Genomic DNA, 18,939 nt, shown 5'->3' with positions numbered 1-18,939 from the left:
CACACACTCACAGATGTTGTGAGTCACTAACTCAGTGGTTCATAAATTCAATGAATCAATGAGTCATGGACTCAAATCTTCGCGTCGATTGTGATTGCTGACTCAGGTACTCGTAGACTCATGATCTCCTATATTCAGTAACTCGTGGAATCATACACTCAATGAATCACTGATTCATTGAATCTTTGATTCAAATACCACCCCAAGAAGCGACGCCCAGATACCCGGCGGTTGACGCTACATATTCTCCCCGAAAGCTTCCTCCAGCTGTTCTCGCATGAACTCGCGTCGGACTCGACGAGAACGCGAGTCAGAGAGGTAGTTTTGCATCACCACCCGAGGATCGCTACTCCCTTGCTCTGCAGCGATTTCGTCGACGCCTTCGAGGACGCCTTCGAGGACTGCGGTGTAGGTATCGTACCAGAAGCGACGGCAGAGTTGCGGACTGGGTCGCTCACCCTCGATTCGGTCGGGGAGGCCGGCTTCTGATGCGAGATTCTGGAACCAATTACGGACCGTATCTCGGGTCACGTACGGCGTTTTTCCCTGTGAGGAGGGGAACAAGTATCCCGTCCACGTCTCATCTTCCGATAGCTCGTCGATTCGGGTGTCGAGCACGTCGATACCATAGAGGAGCGACACCTCTCCAGGTCCGTTTTTGCGGCTCTCGAACGTGATGAAGGGGACGTCGTCTTCGGCAACGTCACGGTAGAACTGCGAGACGTGGAGTGCTGCGACCTCACTCGCTCGCAATCCCCAGCCGGCCAACGCCACGACAAGCAGTTGTTCTCGGGACGTCCCCGCCGCTTGCATCAGCTTCCGAATCTGATTCGCCGACAGCGACGGTGTCGGGGAGTCTTCGACTTCCCACTTGAATTCGTCGTAGAGGCCGCTTGCGGGGTTCACCGAGGCGACTCGCCGACCAACCAGATGTTGGTACCAGGCGTCGACGACGCGCCGCACACGCTGGAGGGTCTGGGCACTGTACTCGCGTTCTGCTCCCTCGTTCAACCAGTCGAACGCGGCATAGACCGCGTCAACGGCTTCGTAGGCTGGGTGCTCTTGCTCGCGATGAATCGGTGTAAGGAGGTCGTCCGTCCCGTTCGCCTCTCGATAGGCACGGACGTAGAGATTCAGTCGTGTTCGAAGCGCGTCGACGGACGACGTCGCAAGGCTGTATCGGGACTCTCGGCGGTCGAGGAACTGCTCGAGGGCGTCGATTGTTGCATTGTCCGTTGTTGCCCATGCGTAGCCCGCTTCAGCGTCACCGAGCCCGAGGTCCTCGTTCCAGAACTCACCGAACGAGCGGTCGTGATGACGACGGAGAGCTGCGAGAAACGCCCGCGCATCGTGATCCCGAAACCATTGATGGGTGGGCTTCTCGCTTGCTGGATCGATGCCCTCTGCTTCGAGGCAGGGGGCGATCTCGTCCCAGTACAGGTCCGTGAAGTCCTCAAGGGAACACGAGGTCCATCGGACACCATCGAAGGTGGGTATCCGCTCAGCGTCGGTCTTGTCCTCCTGGTCGGCGTCTGGCCGATTCATAATCGTGTTCTCTGTGAGCTTCGACCGTTCGCAACTGAATTTCTGTAGAAATCGGCTAGAAGCCCACTCGCGCTGCAGCATGGCGATTCTAAGCGTGGCATATTCGGGTTGCTCAACGGTTCAGTTGGATTCCTAATCAATTTGTGGGTTCAGCTGACTGGCAGAATCTGCGTAACCCACGCTAGTTTGTCGGCGTAGGCGTGATTATTCTATAAATGGTATGTTGCGATATAGAACAGAGAGCGAGCAAATCAGAGCACAACGAGAGCGGAATTCAGACACCTCTACTGTGTCTGTTCAAGGATCAAAAGCTTGTATCGGCTGGGACGAGAGCCCAGAAGCCGCTGGCGTCGATCTCAGCGCAGTCGGGGATGCAAAACGCCTCGCGACTGAGGTGAACAGACAGCGGCGCCAGCTCCGGGCGTACGAGGACTACGTTGAAGACCTGGAGTCGCAGTTGCGATGGTATCGAGCCGTCTGTCGGCTCCACATAGACATACAGGATGCCTCCTCTATGCGATGTACGAAAATCTCTCCTCGGGGACGAACATCTGGGTGGCGCCTACCGATCAGATGACACCACACCTGGAGGTGAAGTTTCCGACCGATGAGTTCGATCGCGCCTCACTAACCAACTCGATCGATGCTCAGGTCGCGGGCGCGACGATTCCGATCGGGCCGCTTGAGCTACAAATCGCGTACAAACTCTTTCTGCGTGGACAGAAGGACTTCAAAGCCGCTGCACACCTCTACCTTCTTTTCCGAGAAACACTTAGCACCGACCGACTCGAACAGTGGGTCGAGCGCCTGGACGTGACGGAGGAGTATGAGCGACTCAAATCAATTTGATCGACTCGCGTCGAAACAGGAGCAGAATCGCGAGGACCGTCTTGAGGGCATCCGCCGGTGGGTCGAGTATATACAGGAACAACCACCTGAGGAGTGGGGCTCTCAGCAGAACCGGCTCGTTAACACGCAGTTAGAGAGTGCTCGTGAGACTGGCCTCTCTGTCGACCATGAGCAACGTGTTCGGTCGTTCGCGGCCGGTGCGTCCGAGGATCTATCCGACGATGAGTCTGGTTCCTGATCGGTCCCTTTGTTAACACGGCTTTAGGGGAATCCCAGTCAGAGAGGTCCGGGTCCTCTTCGTCTGGCCCAGGAATATCGTCTGGCGTGTGAAATACATCCACGAGTGCTCGAATCCTTGTGAAATTGTACGTGGTTCCCCCACGATATCTGTTCACCGAGCCACACCGATTGTGCTCCGTCGGGAGTCGAGCGGAACGCGTGATCGCAGGAAAAGGCGCTTCACAACGAACGCAAGACAGCAGGACCATTATTTCCGTGAGTACCGTATTTGAATCTGGAGGGAATACTGTCACACGCTCCCCCTCCATTCCCCATGAATTCGGATTCCTCGTCTCTTGGTCGATGCCCGGAATGTAGTCGGTCGATCTCTGAGGCCTGGAAGCCCATCGAATGGGAACAAGAAGACGGGAGCGTGGGTGTCTTTGCTGAGTGTCCGGAGTGCGACGAGGTCGTCAGGCCTGAATGACTGTGGACCAGGCGCTCCGCACCTGATAGGACTCCTCGTTATCACGCCACACGAGAATTTCAGTACAATATCAGTTGCCAGTCGAACTGTCGTACATCGTCTCGAACTCCTGCTCGCCGCGGATCAGCTCATCGACGCCTTCTGTGAGTGTCACTTCCCCGAATACGGTCGCCCGGTAGTAGGTGTACAGGCCGTCTTGTCCTCGCTCGGTGCGTTGACGCTTCTCGACGAGGCCAACATCAACGAGTTTGTTGAGGTGGTAGTGGAGTGTGCTGTCGTCGATGCTAATCGCCTCTTCCAGTTCCTTTGGGCTCATGTCACCGCTGTGGACCAGACGGTAGAGGATCTCATAGCGGGTCCGGTGCCCGACCGCAGCGTGCATCGCAAGATATTCGTCGAGACTGAGAACACTATCGTCCGGCAGCAAATCCTCCGGGTCTTCCGGAACGCCACCGCCGACCGCATGCGGGTGGTTCGTCGCCATCTTGTGCTGTAGTACGTGCGAGAGATTCTTAGCTGTTCTCAAGCCAGGATTTCTCAAAAATGCCTTTTTTAAATACCTACCACGAGCACAATCGCTCGTGACTGTGGAGATTACGCGAGACCTAATCGTCGACCGGTTGGGACACGTGAAGTACGACCGGTTCCTGTTCTACCTGATGGGCCCGTACAAGTCGTTCAATCTCAATTATGTTCTCAGCGAAACAGAGCGCCGCGAGATCGACGTCGAGGACCTCCCGGGACCATTACGTCGTCTCTTCCAGAGCAAAGACGACATCGATGCAGCGCAGGCGCTGTTACGACGGATACAGGGGAAGCTCCGAGTCGCGCCAGGGATAAACGCGTTTCTCGCTCTCGACATCGACGTGGATACTGACGACGTCGATGCGGCAACCCAGAGCATCGAGTACACGAAGTGCAGCAACGCGACTGCGTTCCTCGTGCCGTTTCTCGGGCACAATTTCGGGGTCGGGGAGGAGGCCGGAAGTATTCTCGAAGCGCTTTCAGAGACACACGGGGACCGGTTGATCTTCGTCCACGAGGACGACGTGACGAGCGCGATGATTCGGTCAGCACGGGTTCGGTGGGACCTGCGGGTCGAAACATATGAGACGGAGGCAGAGCTCGCTGACAAACTCCGATTCTTCGCCGGTGGAATCATGCAGCGAGAACGTCGAGGCGAACTCAGTCGTTTAGACTGATGGGCAAACATCCGGTCGAGAACGTCTCAACGGTATCATCTACGTTATCGTACCGAGCCAACGGTATATGAGGTACGGTCAGATTGAGTGGCGTGTGGTCTATCCGTTCGTCCCGTTCCCAAGAGTCTGGGCGAACGCGACGTTCGGTCGGACGGTATCGATCTCGATCGTAAGGGTCTCACCCGGATAGCCTCCGGGAACGATGATCACGTATCCCTGGTCAACCTTCGCGATTCCGTCGCCTTGATCGCCTGTTGCTTCGATCATTACCTCCCGTACTTCGCCTTCCTCGACCGGTGGCCCGTCGTCTGATTCATCTTGTGCACGCGAATCACTCATCTTGGCCGTCTGAGTGTCCTCGTTGGAAGGCTGCGAGTCCGTCTCGATAGAAGAGAGGAGACCCAGACGATAGGTGTCGCCGGGGCTAACGGCGTCGCGTTCAACTTCGGTTCGAGGGATCTCGATAACGTAGGAGTCACCTCGTTCATCGAGGGTCGCACTGAATAGGCTGCGCAGAGAGTCGGGAATCTCGGTCATAATGAATCGGTCTGTATGCGAACTCGTGGCAAAGGGGTATATAAGATACGCATCGTGATGAGTCACGAGCAGATCTCGTCGGAAAAAATATAGAGGAGCCGTTCGAGCGCCGTTTATCATCCCCACTGAGAGCGAGGGCAAGTCGCAGAGTGAACGAGCCCTCGGTGATTCGAAGTGGCAATCAACGATGTCTACGAACAGACCTTCGACGAGGACGTCCCTGCAGAGACGCACGCAACCGGCGGTTGTCCGGAGTGTGGCGGGACCGTCCTGACGAACAGTATCGAAACCAATTACGAGGACTGCAGCCTCGTTCTTGAGGATTGTCCGCTCGACTACGGACTGGAGTGGCGATCGTTCGAGGATGAGCCGGAGGATCGGAAACGGACGGGACCCCCACTCACTCCGACCCGGCACGACCGCGGGTCGTCGCTCGGCTCGCTGCGCGGGACGTCGAGCCCGCGCTCGTCCTCATTTATAACGCCGGCTTCAACGCAGAATGCCCAGGTCAAACGCAACACGGCGGACCAAGCAGAGCGACCTCGAGGGCTTGCATTGCCCGCGTTGAGTTACAGCCGCTGATATTCAGGACAAAGAATTTATCAATAATTTTGATAGAGTAGAAACCATATGGCGGACCGTGAGACAATCGGCGGCGGACTGCTCCTCATTGGACTCGCAGCAGTCGGCGTCGGAGCGTTCCTCGGGTACAACACCGACGTTATGACCGTGGGAACCATCTTAACGGTGCTCGGCGTAGTCATCGCCGCCTGGGACCTCGAGGTGGAGCGGGATTGGTACTGTGCCGCCTGTGGCCAGTACCTCGGTGAGGGTGGACAGCCCAACGGCTGCACGCGCTGCGGCAGCAACCGTGTGACAACCGAGGACCCCGGGGTCGGACAGGCCGTGCGCATCAAGGATGAACGTAGACGACGATAGCGCCGAGATGCCTCCCGACGACTTGGGTCAAGAAACATCTGCGTATGCCTCAGTGGTTCTATCTCCCATACAGTGTTAGTATAATATGCACAGCAAAGAGGCCTTCTGCTGTAGGACAATGTGGCGTGCGGGAGAGGGCTGAAATCCATGCGTTCTCGACACTAAACGCCAGTAGGCGCTCGTGCGGCTGTCTCGGGCCTGCGACCGCTGCCTCAGACCGGCTGGAAGAGGTCCGCAGCATGCGATGTGGACAGAATCGGCGCACGGGAACGCTGCCGAGCGTTAAGCAACGCCGATGGTCTGGACCTACTCAACACCTAGTGAACTTGCTCTTGAATCCGATAACCTCGAAAATATGGCGACCCTGTGTAGTGACTGTGATAATAACATCCACCGGCAACAAACTCTTCCATACGAGAGTAAGTCTGAATTCTGGTGTGAATACGCTGATGCGGAAGATCTAGATTGAATCTTTTTACAAGATATGCCCTCTCTATTCAGCATAGAATTTTTGTCAGCCTCTGAGGATTTCAAAAAGCCAGATCTCCTTGTAACAGTTTCCATCCAACGGAACGTACTTTCCATTCTCGGAATTAATCCAACGAAGGTTACCCCACAAGTACGACTTCCCTACGTTGTGGGGTAACTGAGTGTGGATTGCTTCGTTGGACCACGTGAGGCCACATAGATCGAAATGTTATGACTGATAAAAACGCTGCAACGATTCTTGAGGCAGTCCCGCCTTCGGAACTACTCAAAACCGACCAAGCAGATCTCATCCGCGGAGGTGTCGCCTGTATGTACGATGTCGAGACCGTCAAGCGATACGTCGCCCACGAGAATCAGAACGAACGTCGACGATGGGTACTCCGGATGTTGGCTGCCCGAGCTTCAACGCTTCGTAAGACCACCTGATCTAAGATCCAACTGTCTCGGGGGTAGACTCATACTCTCTGACGCCGATTTTCCACTTGCAATACCGGGAGCATCCACCGATGAGAGCATCTCCAGATACCGAGGGTCGAGATTTCATTACGATCTTCAAGACTGGCTCGGTCGATCGAGACGACTATCCAGAACTCGCCGACCACTTACTCGAAGGTCGAACCCAGCTTGCCTCGGAGACGGGCTACCTGATGAAGTTCGGTGATGTCTCACATCGGGGACTTACCCCGTTCGACGTCGCCTCACTCCACGACGTTCCTGCGTATCCCCTGCCGCAGGCAGCCTTGGATTCACTGCCAGCTCATATTCGAGTCGACCTGGAGCGCGACGGTGCCGCCCAGATTTCACCGATTACTACCGAGAACACCACCAGTTCGAAGACGTGACCCTCGCTTGGGACGAGCAGGACTTTCTCGAACGGATCGCCGAGTTGATCGCTGGCGACTGCTCGCTCACGAGGCCGTCGACTGGATTGTCGTCGAGAGGGCCAGACGCGACAGCATCGCACAGTGGGCCGACGTCAGAGGCGTGACCGAGGACGCTGTCCACGCGAATGTCAACACTGCCCGAAGGAAACTGCTTGCTGAAGAGTATCGAAAAGGGGGTTGAATAGAACGATTCAACCAACACCCCACGGAACACTGATGTCGCTGCTCATATACGTACAGCTATATGCCCCGTCCGATTCGGGTTTCTGTCCCTCGGAATCTGCTCCACGCCGATGACCCGAACCTGCAGGCGTACCTGGCTGCCATTGCTGACCGTGATCTGTCTATCGAACTGTTCACCCAACGTCGCCACCAGCCAGATGGCCCCTTGGGCGGGTTTATGAACGAAGAGCTGTACAATGAATCGGCTGTACTCCAGGCCAAGGACCTCGATCATTCTGTTGACAGTATCCACATGACGCCACTCCTGAGCGGGTGCAGCAGTGATGGTGCTCGTATCTGCGCCGACAAGGTCACAGACGCCATGCTGGGCTACGGAGACGCTGTATCTGGAGACGATATCGACCGATATCGGTACTGTGATCCGAAGACAGTGGTCTTTCACCCGCCTCGTCTCCCTGCGGATGATCCTATCGAACTGGGCGTCCGACGTCAGCAACTCGTCGGGACGCTTGCGAACGCCAACGAACGACTCCGACAACAAGCCGAGATTCCGGACGTCCCAACGATTACTATCGAAAACGTCTGCCCTCGTGGATCATTCACGTACCTTCTCACGGAGCCGGCGGATATCGACCGTTTGGCAACGGCGCGGGACCAACTGCAAACGGCTCAGGATGCGGACGTGACCGTGTCACCCGTGGCGTACACGCTCGATCTCGGACACGCGGCCGAGCCACTGGCGATGCTTGACGCGATGGGGTGCCCAGATCACGTACATCTGCACGGATCGACTAAGAATACGGCTGCTACCCGTCGTCAGTTACGGAACGAGTATGGTCTCGAGAGCGACGCATCGGTTGGGGATGTAGAACCAGGCAACCGTCTTCAGCATCTACCGCCGGAGGCTGGTGATGAGCCACTCGAATCAATCGTCGACAAACTCGAACAGAGTGGGTACACAGGACCGCTCGTCTTGGAATTCGCAGCCGCATATCGGACCGCAGAGACGCTCCACGACAGTGTGGATGCGATTCGTCAGGCCGGATGGTGATCGTGAGTTGAAGCCAGCGTTGCTCGTCCTTGTTGGTAAACATATGAGTCCCATTATAAGAACAGCTCCGTCTCCTCTCTCCCGCGATGCTATCTCCTCAACAGCATCATCAAACAAAGGCGCAACGGAGGCTCCAACGACCACGCTTGCTACTCACTGGACGTCGCTATTTTGCGTCTCAACTTTGGGCAGTGTTGATTTTGCAGCAGGTTCGCCTGGACACCTCGAATTCACACCGCACGAAAGTGGTCACCGTGGGGCTGGTAGACCCTGCCTTCGTCTCTGAGTTCTTCGAGACACTCCTCTGCTTTCGAGCGATCGATGCCCATCCCCTTCGCACGGTCGAGTATCTTCTCAACTGGCGCTCCCAGCTCGTGGTCTTTCTGCAGTTCTTCTACAATCAGTTTCATGTTTTTGAGTCGGTCGCGCTGCGTCTTCGAGACCCCATGCTCGATGATATCAACGTCGAACTCGCCCGTCTCAGGGTCGATTCCGATCTGGTGTAACGAGGTCTTGACGAGGCCGAGAACACGCTCCGTATCCTCGGTCGTCACCGTATCGGAAAGCCGTATTCGCGCAGAAGCCTCTGCCAACTTCACGAGCGCTTCGAGTTTCTTGGCGGTGACAGGAACCGGTGTATCTTCGTAGCTTCCATGGGCGCGAAGGTTGACGTAGAACTCACGAAGGGCCCTGTTGGCGTCATCTGTCATCGTTGGATAGCAGTTGCGCTTGGCGAACGCGATGTACTTGCGGAGGAGGTCAGCCTCGATCGGTGAGGTGACCCCCTCCGTAGCTTCATCTACGTCTGCTTGGCTCACGTGTGAGATGTAGAGGTTTGACCGGTTCGTGTACCGTTCACCTGCCAGATGCCTTTGAATGACGTGGTCTGCAACATCTCGGTCGGTATCTTCGGCCGGAATGTCCGTGAGTGTAAAGATCAGGTCGAACTGGGAGAGCAGCGTTGGAGAAATGTTGAGCTGATTGCTAATCGGCACGTACTGGTCGAACCGACCGTACTCAGGACTGCCAGTGCAGAGGACACTGGCTTGTCGAGGCAGCCTCCTGTTGGGTTCACTCTTTGCCTCGTTTGCCTCTCTCCCTTCCAAGGAATTGAGGAGGTCACCTCTTGCTTGGCTTGAGAGTTGATTGACATCGTCGACGAATAGAAAATCGGCGACATCTACATTGACATCGCCAGCGAACAGATTAGAAACAGATTCCCTCTCAGAATCAAAGCGATGTTCTTCAGCTGGTGGTCTATTAATTGACGATTCATGTGTGGTCACTGTGATGCGAATCCCGTTCGATGAGAGTCGTCGCGCTGCATCACCCAGGGTGGTCTTTGCGGTTCCAGGGTCGCCAACGAGAAGGACATGGATGTCACCACTGATTCGCGAGCCCTGTGGGAGCCTCTTCGAAACCCCAGAGAATAACTGCAACGCGATGGCGAGTTTCTCCTCGCGATGGCCGTGAATCGAGGGGGCCACCGAATCCACTACCTGGTCGTAGACGTCGGTAGCTTGAGAGATTTCGAGTAGCTGGTCTCTGTCCTCACCAGAGAGGTCCAAGAGGTGAGCATCTGCGCCGACCAGCGTGGCATACGGCTCAATGTATTTGTCCGGTAACGAACTGCCGTTGCGTTCGCCGAGTTCTTCTCGTCGAAGGACACCCGTGAGCTGCACGTGTTTGCCAGCAGCCACTCGCCCGGTCGCGTCGCCGGGTACCTTCACGATGATCGTCTCAGAGGGACAGGCCTGAGACTGCTCCTCGATCACGAACGAATGACGATCAACCCACTCTGATTGGCTGTGATCGAGGCTGAACGGTCCCTGCTGTCCACAGCCGGTACACTCGTCCGGGGTGGTTTCTGTTTCTCGGCTCGGCGTGTATGACCGGTGAGTCACGGCCCCGCATTGCTCGCACTCCCACGCCCCTTCAGAGAGGGCAGAAATAACAGGTGAGACATCTTTGACCATTCCGGTGACTTCGATGAGCGTTCCCAGATGCTCTGTGCGGAGATCAGACAACGGCGTCGTCTCGTCAAGTCGTGCGACCAGTACCTTCGCATCGCTGAAATCAGCGTCAGTCGCCCGACTATGTCTCCGAAGCGCCTCCGCAGCGCGTTCAAGCGACTGTTCGGGTTCGGACCGGATCTTCTCAGCGAGGTTAGAATCGTATTGGTCGAGGTCTCTCCAGTAGAGGTGCAAAGAGCGTTGATTGTCGGGAAAGGCCTCGGCGAACTCCTCTATCTTGTCGCTGTACTCATCCCGGTAGAACTCTCTGAATCGAGTGACGATGTCGCCGTGGTCTCTGGGAGGCATCTGGGGGGATCAGAGATGTGTTCCTACGAGTATCAATCTACGCAAAGTGTGGTGGAAGTGAAAGGAACCCTCGACCGAAATCCCGAGCCTAAACTGCATCGGCGACACCGTCAGTGCGACCGCTCGAACGTGGAGAAGGCGATGAGTCACGAGGACGAGAACGATAACAAGGACACTCATGGCGCCAAGTGCCGGTAGGACGCGGCCGTTCTCGATGGGTTCGGTTCCAGACCGTCCGTCTCAGCCGAGGAACCCGAGATCGTCTAACTGCTCCCTGAGCGACGTCTCGCTCTCACGCACGCCTCGATCCGATTGGGCGAAACAGACGACCTGTCCCGTTCCAAAAATAACCATCGTGACGTCTTCACCCAGTGACCCCCGTTCTGGTCGATAGAACTCGCCCGGGAACTCCTGTGGTGAGTACTCCGTATTATCTAGTCCAAGACCGATCGCGACCGCGTTCAGGTTGAGGTTGTAGCCGAGGTCGAACGCGCTCGCAGCTGTGGCCGCTTCGATACTGCTGACGATTTGGGCGGGCAGAGAGCCGACGGTCGAGTAATCCTCGGGGGTCTCGGAAAGGAGGTCGTCATCGACGGATTCGATTGCGCGAACGACCGGCTCGGCGTTTCTCATCGGCTGATCCTGTCCACTTTCGTCGTCGCTGAAGAGATCCCTGTCAAGCCGGTCGTCCTGGTACGCTAGCCAGGCGAGCAACACAAGTATCTCCTCCTTGGAACAGTGACCGATCATCACCTGTCGTATGTCGTCAACGGTGGCATCCTCAAATGACGGTGGCAACGTGGGTGGTGTAGATCTATTCGCCGCGTATTCGCCCACTGCCATCGCCCAGGTCACCGATGCTTGAAGGTCGGTATCCCCATATCCACTCAGTTGTTCGATAGTGACGTCTGCTCTAACCTGTCCGCCTCGATGTGGAAGTCGCGGGAGATTTTCGGGGATCGCGTCTTCCGAATTTATCATGCCAACCGATTAGTCAGGTTTCGTCATAAATACGGGCCTTCGTGACTATCTCATGTCGGTGTATTTCGTGACCTCGGTTGTGACACAACGGTGCACAGAGAGGATCTTGATCTGGTCAGCGAGGCAAACGATATGTTCCTGCGAATTCGTGAGGTATTCGGATGACGCTCTCGTGTCTCGTGATTAGCGATTTTCATCTGGATCCTGACGAGGCCACAGTATCAATTGATAACGTCTCTGTACCGGAAGGTATCGATTTCGTCATATCTGCCGGAGATCTAATCAACGACCCAAATCCATCCGACATCGAGTACGGCCGGGAATTCCTCAAACGGCTCACCGCCGACGAAACACCCATACTCTGCATCCCCGGCAATCACGATCATCTCGAGTATACCACGGCGATGGTCGACGGGATCGACTATGCACGGTGCCTGCACAGAGAGACAATCACCATCGACGAAGTTTGTCCGGGAAGCGGAGTAGATGACACCCTGATCGTGGGGTGGGGGTGTGAGCAATTCCATCAGGACCCCGGAATCGACTTTGAGCGCTTTCCCTCGTTACTGGACCGAATCGAGGGGGCGCTTGACCCATCACAGACCCGCGAGCCGATTTGGTCCTCCGAGATCGAAACGCTCGGCGCATACTGTTGGGGTGAGATCGGACCGGAGGAACTCACAGAGAGACTGAACGTGGACGGGGCCGTGCTGGCAACGGCGTTGCAATCGGTTCAGAGCGATGCACGAGAACTCGCGGAGCTACTCGTGAGGTCTTCGTCGCCACCGATACTCGTCACCCACGTCCCACCGTTCGGCTCAACGCTTGATCAGCATCACTCCGACGCGGTCGGACGATTCGTCGGCTCGATGGCGTTCCGCATCGCACTGTCGCGTGTTCACACTGGTCTCCTCATCAGTGGCCACACGCACGTGGCGGACTCTACGTACGACTCGGTCGCGAAACACGTGATTGGTCCCGGTAAACGGAGGGAGGTGCGTATCGACTTCGAAGCAGACGGTCTCAGTTATTCGTGGCTTCACCGTGAGGAGTGAGATGATTGCAAAACGAACCCGAGACCTCGATCGGGTGTTCTTGCTCACCTCCACTCATTACTGTGGCACTTTCTCAGCTGTACTCCAGGCTGACTACAGCGCGTACTGATTCACCCTGAATCGGGTTGAGGTCAGGTTGAAGTGTCCGTATACCAGTTCATATACAAGATGGTGGAACAGGGGGAGAATCCTGGTGCAATCAAAGCAGTAGGGAGGCTGTTTATTGAGTTGGGAACCCGGTACGAGACAGCCCAAAACGCTGTGGAGGGCCTCAGTGTCCTGCTTCGGGAGGACGAAACACTTCGGGATGACGCGGTTTCGATCTGGTGTTCGATCGTCGAGACGGTACCCCCAGTCCATGAGCAGGTTGATGGCGCGTCGGCTGATGCAGACGAGTATCCTGAGCGGCGGGCGGCGGCGATGCTGGCACTGGCGGCATGTGCGCGTAAGTTCTCCGCATTTGCGCCACTCGGCGTACTTCTCGCACGAACAGAAGATCCTGACCCTCTCGTACGGCTGTACGCGAGTTTTGCGCTTGCGTCGGTTGCACGCCGAGAACCAGGTCGGATTCGGCCACACGTTGAGCGGCTTGTTAGTACGGCCGACTCCAATCCGAATCCACTCGGTGCTGGGGTCTGGGCCACACCAGAGCAATCCGCTCCCTCAAGTTACCTAGACCGGCTCACTTCGGCGAAACTGTTTCGGGGAGTCCTCGAGTCGATACTTCGACCCGACATCTCGACCGCAGAACAATGGGACGCCGTAACTACTGTTGGAAGTCGACTCCCGGGCGACAGGCACGACGTGTGCAACAAACTGGTCCGTTTACTGCCTCCCGAACTGGAGTTTTGGCCGAGCTACCTCGCCCTTCTTGAGGGATACACGACCAATAAGGACCCATCCATAATCGAGACGTGCTGTGCACAGGCAATCTGCTATCGAATGGAGTACACGTGTGAGGACTGGCGTGATGGCGATATCAACTGGACTAGTGCCGAGGAGATGTGCGCTCTCAAATCACTCCGAAAGGCACTCAAGACCGTCTCTGACCCGAACTGCTTGAGAATTCTCTGCAGAGGATTCGCTGATTGTCTCCGGGCGTACGCCGCCAATCAGTTCGCTGGTGACTGTGCGTGGTTCGACGTGGACACGAAGACCGTTCACCGTCGACTTGAGGGAGATCGTCCGCTTGAGGTCTCTGCTGAAGTCCGAGCAGAACTCGAACGATTACTCGAATCGGGTAGGGGTCTCGCCCCGGCCGACCAGGCCGACGCCGAAACGCTCTATCTCCGGAGTATTACCGATCTGTTCGCCGAAATCGGGATTATTGACCCGTCCCTGATTCGGAATCATATCGGGTGGATTCACGACGCGATTGCCACGGCCCCAGTGACAAATCAAGACGAGCACAAGGCAGTTATACAGAACTGTTGTCGCACACTCATTCACGTTGGTTCTATTTTTCCCGAGAGCGTCGAATCGGTAGTTCCGACTCTGAGAGAACTGCTCAACGATGTTATCAATCAATCACAATTTGAAGTACTCGATAGCGTTCTCGGTGCCACAGTCGTGACAGCCGGCAGACAGTCAACGCTGCTTGAGCCGTTCGTCGACCTGCTTCGAGGGTGGTGTCTCGACCCACCTGGCGATCCTCTCGATCTCTCGGTGGGTCGTTCCATGATCCAGTACTACGCCGTCTGGGGGCTCCGATTTGACTCGGCCGATGAGACTGAGGATGTCCTCAACGACGTTGCAAGCGACGCTGATGGCCCCGATTTTGTGCGGGATGCGGCTCGAACGGTCCTTGACCGGCGGTAGCTACCCGTGTAGCGGCTCACAGTGTGTCTGTGCTGGGTGTAAAGTCCCGAGTTGGACATCATCGGATCTCGTCGTGAGTGAACGGCAACACAGTAGAACCCTCAGCCGACGCGGAATTAATGAGAGGTAGGGGATTTTCAACGCGAACGGAAGCCTGTGGCCGAAGAGGAGGTTGTTTCGGCGCTGACGTCGGTCGAGCAGTCACTCCTGGTGACTCATCGACACGCCGACCTCGCGATGCTGTTCGAGCCCTCTCCACAGTCGGGCGAACGAATGGCCCGATTCAAAGCCACTGCACGTGCGAATTTCTAGCTGAAGACCTCACGTTGGCCGTTTCATATCTCGGGAGCTTTCGAGACTCCAGCAGCGCACGCCCTCCGGGAGTCGGTGCAGACTGCGTGCTCATCTGCTCTGAACAGCGCGATCACGTTCGCGTCGTCGGGAGGTGTTCAAGAGCATTCGCGGATTAGGTGAGTCTCGGTGAGGAGTTACTGCCAGACCGTGGAGGCAGATACAGCGGGGATGGAGGTGGCCTGGGGTTGCACGTTTCTATTTAAAATCGAATCGATCAATCGATGTCATTGAGGAGATTACGCAGAGAATCGAGGACTATTCTGGGATTCATTTCGGTACGATTGGTGGGTGATGCGAAGAGAGGAACTGGTCTCACTTGTGCCTGTCCTCAACGTACCGCTCGGCACTAGCCCAAACCTCCGGGACCGGGTCGACCTTCGGTCGTACGTTGTGAATGCGCGCATACGCCTTCTCGAGCGGGATTTCCATCTGAACAGCAAGTACCGCCGAGCACACTGCAGCACTTCGTGACACGCCCGCTTGGCAGTGGACGAGGACTCGCTGGCCGTCCGCAAGGGCGGCTAACGCCGTGTCGGTTGCACACTTGAACTGAGTATAGTCGTGGTCCCCATCAGGAAACACGTGCTCGTCTGTCGTTGCTTCCGGTCGTTCATACCCAAGCCGGTCGAAGTATCCAACTGTTATCACCCGATCGAACGGGTGATCTTCGGGCAGACGACGTGCAGACGGTGCACTGGAGATGTACAACTGGTCGGTGATACGATCCATCCCATCGGGGATAACCTCGCTCTCCGGGGTTTCAGTCATCTTTCAGCCACCTGAGCGGATTCGTTCGGGCCATCTGCAGGTATCGTAACTGCTTGCTGCTGTCGAGTCATGACCGACTGTGGTGACGTCCACGTCAAGATGCCCTGGGAACTTTGTAGCGACTGTATCTCAAGGTTTGTTGGAGAACGTATCCTGTTAATCATAATCTGTCCCACACCACGTCTTATTGTAGCCCGGATTAGAAAAGGGCGTATCGTGTCAACAGAGCCTGGCGAAACGTTCTGGGAACCATCGGTCTCGGTTGTTGGTGTGGACAGGCGCGGGAGCGGCATCGTCGATTCGATCGACACTGCGACAGCTGCAAATATCCAGACCATCTCGAGCGAGGGTGAGGCAGTATCGGTGGCAGATGGGGTGTCCGATTACGACTTCTGCTTCCTCACTGGTGACCTTTGCGAGGCGACGGTTCCCGACTGGGTGTCGACCGTTCTCTCGTCTTCTGAGTCCCGTACGATCTGCCTGTTGAGTGGAACCACAGACCGGCCGAGCGAACTCCTCGACGATCGCTGACGCGGGGTCGACGTTGATCCACCGAGCCCTCGACGCGGGCGCATCCGACAACGTGACGGTCGCTTTATACGAAGTTGCGGAGTGAGTCTGGTACTCGTTCAAGCGATTATCGCAGTCCAGGTCGGTTTCGGCGTGTGAATTCTTGGTTGGACATGGGATGCCCGAACTCTGGTCGAAGCCTGCGGAAACGAATTCGGGTCGGAACACACCGAAACGAGTTCGGGTCGATGCCCACAGACTTCGGTTCAGTCGCGCTGTAGCTGAGAGGCCAGTTCAGCGAGATCATCCCGGAAGTACAATGCGTACTCGTACCGATCTTCGGGCCGCGTAGCCAGCGCCGTGAGCAACACCCGATCGACCATGTTGGGGAGGCTCGAATCACGCTCGGTCGGCGGCACCACCTCTCCGTGCGTTGCTTCATACATCAGTTTGGCTGGCGGACCGACGAATGGTAGCTCGCCGACGAGCAGTTCGTACAGGATCACGCCGAGTTGGTAGATATCGGTTCGTTTGTCCGGCTTCCCGAACTCGTCGGGACGGAACTGTTCCGGGGCAGCATACTCCGGCGTGAACCCATCGACAGACTGTTCTCGCTCGATGAGTTCTTTTGCAATCCCCCAGTCCGTGAGCTTCGGGATCGCCCACGAGCCCGACTGTGCCTCCGTGAACAGGACGTTCCGGGGCTTGAGGTCGTTATGAGCGACACCTCGATGATGAGCGTGGTTTAGTGCTGTCGCAAGTGCATACGCGATCCAGACTGCCTCCAGACTCGAAATCGAAGTTTCGCGAATGCGACTGGCTAAATTCCCGCCCTCCATGTACTCCATCGCGATCCACGGCAGTCCTGACTCGGCCCCATAGCCGAAGACCGTAACGATATGTGGGTGGTCGTCGAGCTTCGACCAGTTCTCTGCCTCATCGAGCAACTGTTGAACCTGGTCTCGGTGGATCGTTCCGTATCCTCTGGGTATCTTTACCGCGATCTCGTGCGTGTCGCCATCGATTGAAACTGAGGACTGATAGACGTCTGCGTTACCCCCGGTATCGATTCTCATACTCAGGTCTTCAGGACACGATGTGACTTCAAGCGGGGAATCAAATGTGAACGAGTCTGGAACCTGCGATACTTCCGAGAACGGACTCCTGCGACTCCTTCTCGGCTCAGCTCGGATCGCTCGTCGATCGTCACTCTCACGAGGGTTCGATTCGGGTTGTACAGACCATCCGTCGCTGTCACTTGAGGAGGTTGCACCAGACGAAGTTTCCACTTTCGACTCGTCCGGGTTGGGTTCCTCTACGGATGTCTCACTCGTCTCCTTTGCTGGCTTGCTGTCAGTGATTTCATCTGCTGAACCGAGATGGCGGACCCGTCTCTCGAAAACCTCTCGAATCTCCTCGAAATCTTCCGGTGATGACTCGTTACTCATGAATACGATTTCAGATATACGATTTCAGATGCAGGACCATCGTGTAATCGGTATAGAGTATGTATACTTGCTACGTAAAACTGTTCGGACGAATGGTAGATGTGATTCAGTACGACGATTACTTCGGGTGATATCCCGAATTCATCAAAGAGTGGTCTATCTGAACTGAATCTGATACTCGTTTTTAGATATCGCGGCGTTCATATGTTTGTGTGATGAACATCGTTCTGCTACACCAGTCCTTATCCATATGTGTCCGGATCCTGATTCTTCCTCGCCCGGTAGCTGTCCTGACCGTGGACGGTCCATTCCGTCCGGCTGGACGCTCATCACGTTCGAGCGAGACGATGGGAGTACGGACGTCTTTGCCGAGTGTCCCTCCTGTGGCGAAGTCATCCAACCCACCTAGCCGTGTAGGAAGGTGTGAGACCGACTTCGGGGTCGATACCGTTCGAGTCTCATGAGTCATGCTGTCGAGTACTGTCCTTCACCGAACCGGCCCTCTACTGACGTCATTTTATAAGTATCGCAAAATTTGCTCCAGCTGTCGTTCGCGAATCATTCCGATTCGGAGACAGTACTCACTGAGATACGGTTGACCCATGCAATTAAGGCGATTAAGTTGCCACTCATCCGCTGGGGACGGCCCAGAAACTCATCTTCTCGGCATCTAATATCTCCCTTCACCGGTCCGTAGAAAGGGTTACTCTGGTTGACGCAAGCTAAGATGACGACGAGCCAGATGTCGCCGGGGTCGAGGGGGCTCCCCTCGACGCCCGGCAAGGGGAGTGGAGAGATGACTTCATCCGCTACGTCTTTAACATCCGAGGCCGAAATGTACTCGTCTGGGTTGGGGATTCTGAACACATCCAGACCCAGACACGTTCTGCCGGTCAATGTAACGAATCAATCCGGCTGATTACGCCGTTCGTGAAGTACCGACGTTGAGTATCTCGTTCACTACCGCGGTTCATCACCGAAAGCAACCCTGAACAACGCGCTCATCCGGGGAAAAGGCTACTCTCAGCGCTGGATGGCTGAAACCTCGTACTCGACAGCGAAGCGCTCGCTCGGCGATGCCGTGCGAGTGCTCGGCTGGTATCGGCAGTTCCGTGAAATCATCCTGATGTTCGCCATCAGCAACGTAGAATCACTGTGCGAGCCGCTGTAACCGTGGTTCAGCATCTATTCAACAGGGCAAAAGTATCTCGCACAGAGAGGTCGCTGGTCGAAAATCATCCTTTACTCGCCAGTACTCCGAGAGATTGCCCACGCCGCTATCCCAGTCACTCGAAGAGT

19 protein-coding genes and 2 pseudogenes are annotated in these 18,939 nt (G+C 56.0%); 13 read left to right on the top strand and 8 right to left on the bottom strand.

Annotated elements, in window-relative coordinates:
- Window positions 1–237 precede the first annotated feature (237 nt).
- Window positions 238–1,545: a tyrosine-type recombinase/integrase gene (locus tag E6N53_RS17485; RefSeq protein WP_142860911.1), complete on the bottom strand. Its 1,308-nt coding sequence runs from the start codon at window positions 1,543–1,545 to the stop codon at window positions 238–240.
- Window positions 1,546–2,118: 573 nt separating this feature from the next.
- On the opposite strand from E6N53_RS17485, the gene E6N53_RS17480 reads away from it, so the two are divergent.
- The 3 genes from E6N53_RS17480 (at window position 2,119) to E6N53_RS21775 (ending at window position 3,100) form a co-directional block, all read left to right on the top strand.
- Window positions 2,119–2,394, top strand: a complete 276-nt coding sequence (locus E6N53_RS17480; RefSeq protein ID WP_236642398.1) for a hypothetical protein — start codon at window positions 2,119–2,121, stop codon at window positions 2,392–2,394.
- Window positions 2,372–2,632 carry a DUF8150 family protein gene (locus E6N53_RS17475; protein ID WP_142860771.1) on the top strand — a complete coding sequence of 87 codons (261 nt, stop codon included), beginning with the start codon at window positions 2,372–2,374 and terminating at the stop codon, window positions 2,630–2,632. Before E6N53_RS17480 ends, E6N53_RS17475 begins: the two co-directional genes overlap by 23 nt.
- 315 nt (window positions 2,633–2,947) lie before the next feature.
- Window positions 2,948–3,100, top strand: a complete 153-nt coding sequence (locus E6N53_RS21775) for a DUF7837 family putative zinc-binding protein (protein WP_449421038.1) — start codon at window positions 2,948–2,950, stop codon at window positions 3,098–3,100.
- A gap of 70 nt (window positions 3,101–3,170) precedes the next feature.
- Here E6N53_RS21775 and E6N53_RS17470 read toward each other — a convergent pair whose 3' ends face one another.
- Complete coding sequence (locus tag E6N53_RS17470; protein WP_142860770.1) at window positions 3,171–3,584, bottom strand: ArsR/SmtB family transcription factor; 414 nt, start codon at window positions 3,582–3,584, stop codon at window positions 3,171–3,173.
- 97 nt (window positions 3,585–3,681) lie between these two features.
- Between E6N53_RS17470 and E6N53_RS17465 the strand changes: the two genes are divergently transcribed.
- On the top strand, window positions 3,682–4,302 hold the full coding sequence (locus E6N53_RS17465; RefSeq protein ID WP_142860769.1) for a DUF7509 family protein: 621 nt from the start codon (window positions 3,682–3,684) through the stop codon (window positions 4,300–4,302).
- 99 nt (window positions 4,303–4,401) lie between these two features.
- Here the strand turns inward: E6N53_RS17465 and E6N53_RS17460 are convergent, their stop codons facing one another.
- Window positions 4,402–4,839, bottom strand: a complete 438-nt coding sequence (locus E6N53_RS17460) for a TRAM domain-containing protein (protein ID WP_142860768.1) — start codon at window positions 4,837–4,839, stop codon at window positions 4,402–4,404.
- 174 nt (window positions 4,840–5,013) lie between these two features.
- Between E6N53_RS17460 and E6N53_RS17455 the strand changes: the two genes are divergently transcribed.
- From E6N53_RS17455 to E6N53_RS17440, 4 genes are all read left to right on the top strand, one after another.
- Window positions 5,014–5,421, top strand: coding sequence for a transcription initiation factor IIB family protein (locus E6N53_RS17455; protein ID WP_142860767.1), 408 nt, complete (start codon window positions 5,014–5,016; stop codon window positions 5,419–5,421).
- Window positions 5,422–5,469: 48 nt separating this feature from the next.
- The gene (locus tag E6N53_RS17450) at window positions 5,470–5,778 is read left to right on the top strand and encodes a hypothetical protein (RefSeq protein WP_142860766.1); all 309 of its coding nucleotides are present in this window, start codon (window positions 5,470–5,472) and stop codon (window positions 5,776–5,778) included.
- 995 nt (window positions 5,779–6,773) lie between these two features.
- Window positions 6,774–7,109, top strand: a complete 336-nt coding sequence (locus E6N53_RS17445) for a hypothetical protein (protein ID WP_142860765.1) — start codon at window positions 6,774–6,776, stop codon at window positions 7,107–7,109.
- Between the two features lie 286 nt (window positions 7,110–7,395).
- Complete coding sequence (locus E6N53_RS17440) at window positions 7,396–8,385, top strand: TIM barrel protein (RefSeq protein WP_142860764.1); 990 nt, start codon at window positions 7,396–7,398, stop codon at window positions 8,383–8,385.
- Between the two features lie 230 nt (window positions 8,386–8,615).
- Here the strand turns inward: E6N53_RS17440 and E6N53_RS17435 are convergent, their stop codons facing one another.
- Complete coding sequence (locus tag E6N53_RS17435) at window positions 8,616–10,706, bottom strand: minichromosome maintenance protein MCM (RefSeq protein WP_142860763.1); 2,091 nt, start codon at window positions 10,704–10,706, stop codon at window positions 8,616–8,618.
- 240 nt (window positions 10,707–10,946) lie between these two features.
- Window positions 10,947–11,687, bottom strand: coding sequence for a TATA-box-binding protein (locus tag E6N53_RS17430; RefSeq protein WP_142860762.1), 741 nt, complete (start codon window positions 11,685–11,687; stop codon window positions 10,947–10,949).
- A 161-nt stretch (window positions 11,688–11,848) separates the two neighbouring features.
- On the opposite strand from E6N53_RS17430, the gene E6N53_RS17425 reads away from it, so the two are divergent.
- Complete coding sequence (locus E6N53_RS17425) at window positions 11,849–12,742, top strand: metallophosphoesterase family protein (protein ID WP_142860761.1); 894 nt, start codon at window positions 11,849–11,851, stop codon at window positions 12,740–12,742.
- Between the two features lie 168 nt (window positions 12,743–12,910).
- Window positions 12,911–14,560 carry a hypothetical protein gene (locus tag E6N53_RS17420; RefSeq protein ID WP_161596599.1) on the top strand — a complete coding sequence of 550 codons (1,650 nt, stop codon included), beginning with the start codon at window positions 12,911–12,913 and terminating at the stop codon, window positions 14,558–14,560.
- A gap of 666 nt (window positions 14,561–15,226) precedes the next feature.
- On the opposite strand, the gene E6N53_RS17415 is transcribed toward E6N53_RS17420, so the two are convergent.
- Entirely contained in the window at window positions 15,227–15,682 is a 456-nt protein-coding gene (locus E6N53_RS17415) for a dual specificity protein phosphatase family protein (RefSeq protein WP_142860759.1), read from the bottom strand.
- Window positions 15,683–15,751: 69 nt separating this feature from the next.
- Between E6N53_RS17415 and E6N53_RS17410 the strand changes: the two genes are divergently transcribed.
- The gene (locus E6N53_RS17410) at window positions 15,752–16,213 is read left to right on the top strand and encodes a hypothetical protein (RefSeq protein ID WP_142860758.1); all 462 of its coding nucleotides are present in this window, start codon (window positions 15,752–15,754) and stop codon (window positions 16,211–16,213) included.
- Window positions 16,214–16,458: 245 nt separating this feature from the next.
- On the opposite strand, the gene E6N53_RS17405 is transcribed toward E6N53_RS17410, so the two are convergent.
- Window positions 16,459–17,640 (bottom strand): serine/threonine-protein kinase, encoded by a 1,182-nt coding sequence (locus tag E6N53_RS17405; protein WP_142860757.1) that lies wholly within the window; start codon window positions 17,638–17,640, stop codon window positions 16,459–16,461.
- A 250-nt stretch (window positions 17,641–17,890) separates the two neighbouring features.
- Here E6N53_RS17405 and E6N53_RS21770 point away from each other — a divergent pair, with 250 nt between their 5' ends.
- Window positions 17,891–18,049, top strand: coding sequence for a DUF7837 family putative zinc-binding protein (locus E6N53_RS21770; RefSeq protein WP_449421037.1), 159 nt, complete (start codon window positions 17,891–17,893; stop codon window positions 18,047–18,049).
- A gap of 293 nt (window positions 18,050–18,342) precedes the next feature.
- On the opposite strand, the pseudogene E6N53_RS17400 reads toward E6N53_RS21770, so the two are convergent.
- Window positions 18,343–18,507, bottom strand: a pseudogene (locus E6N53_RS17400) (ISH3 family transposase); the annotation flags it as partial.
- A 73-nt stretch (window positions 18,508–18,580) separates the two neighbouring features.
- Between E6N53_RS17400 and E6N53_RS17395 the strand changes: the two are divergent.
- Window positions 18,581–18,811 (top strand): annotated as a pseudogene (locus tag E6N53_RS17395) (IS5/IS1182 family transposase); the annotation flags it as partial.
- Window positions 18,812–18,939 lie beyond the last annotated feature (128 nt).

The sequence above is a fragment of the Salinigranum halophilum genome (assembly GCF_007004735.1).
Classification (GTDB): Archaea; Halobacteriota; Halobacteria; order Halobacteriales; family Haloferacaceae; genus Salinigranum; species Salinigranum halophilum.
Note: the sequence above shows the minus strand (reverse complement) of the source record. Positions and strands in the feature narration are given on the sequence as shown.

Excerpts from the sequence above, each read along its gene's own strand:
- E6N53_RS17410 (WP_142860758.1), top strand. The coding sequence starts at position 15,752 with ATGACCGACTGTGGTGACGTCCACGTCAAGATGCCCTGGGAACTTTGT.
- E6N53_RS21770 (WP_449421037.1), top strand. The coding sequence starts at position 17,891 with ATGTGTCCGGATCCTGATTCTTCCTCGCCCGGTAGCTGTCCTGACCGT.
- E6N53_RS17415 (WP_142860759.1), bottom strand. The coding sequence starts at position 15,682 with ATGACTGAAACCCCGGAGAGCGAGGTTATCCCCGATGGGATGGATCGT.
- E6N53_RS17475 (WP_142860771.1), top strand. The coding sequence starts at position 2,372 with ATGAGCGACTCAAATCAATTTGATCGACTCGCGTCGAAACAGGAGCAG.
- E6N53_RS17445 (WP_142860765.1), top strand. The coding sequence starts at position 6,774 with ATGAGAGCATCTCCAGATACCGAGGGTCGAGATTTCATTACGATCTTC.
- E6N53_RS17485 (WP_142860911.1), bottom strand. The coding sequence starts at position 1,545 with ATGAATCGGCCAGACGCCGACCAGGAGGACAAGACCGACGCTGAGCGG.
- E6N53_RS17480 (WP_236642398.1), top strand. The coding sequence starts at position 2,119 with ATGACACCACACCTGGAGGTGAAGTTTCCGACCGATGAGTTCGATCGC.
- E6N53_RS17470 (WP_142860770.1), bottom strand. The coding sequence starts at position 3,584 with ATGGCGACGAACCACCCGCATGCGGTCGGCGGTGGCGTTCCGGAAGAC.
- E6N53_RS17430 (WP_142860762.1), bottom strand. The coding sequence starts at position 11,687 with ATGATAAATTCGGAAGACGCGATCCCCGAAAATCTCCCGCGACTTCCA.
- E6N53_RS17450 (WP_142860766.1), top strand. The coding sequence starts at position 5,470 with ATGGCGGACCGTGAGACAATCGGCGGCGGACTGCTCCTCATTGGACTC.
- E6N53_RS17420 (WP_161596599.1), top strand. The coding sequence starts at position 12,911 with ATGGTGGAACAGGGGGAGAATCCTGGTGCAATCAAAGCAGTAGGGAGG.
- E6N53_RS17425 (WP_142860761.1), top strand. The coding sequence starts at position 11,849 with ATGACGCTCTCGTGTCTCGTGATTAGCGATTTTCATCTGGATCCTGAC.
- E6N53_RS17460 (WP_142860768.1), bottom strand. The coding sequence starts at position 4,839 with ATGACCGAGATTCCCGACTCTCTGCGCAGCCTATTCAGTGCGACCCTC.
- E6N53_RS21775 (WP_449421038.1), top strand. The coding sequence starts at position 2,948 with ATGAATTCGGATTCCTCGTCTCTTGGTCGATGCCCGGAATGTAGTCGG.
- E6N53_RS17405 (WP_142860757.1), bottom strand. The coding sequence starts at position 17,640 with ATGAGTAACGAGTCATCACCGGAAGATTTCGAGGAGATTCGAGAGGTT.
- E6N53_RS17435 (WP_142860763.1), bottom strand. The coding sequence starts at position 10,706 with ATGCCTCCCAGAGACCACGGCGACATCGTCACTCGATTCAGAGAGTTC.
- E6N53_RS17440 (WP_142860764.1), top strand. The coding sequence starts at position 7,396 with ATGCCCCGTCCGATTCGGGTTTCTGTCCCTCGGAATCTGCTCCACGCC.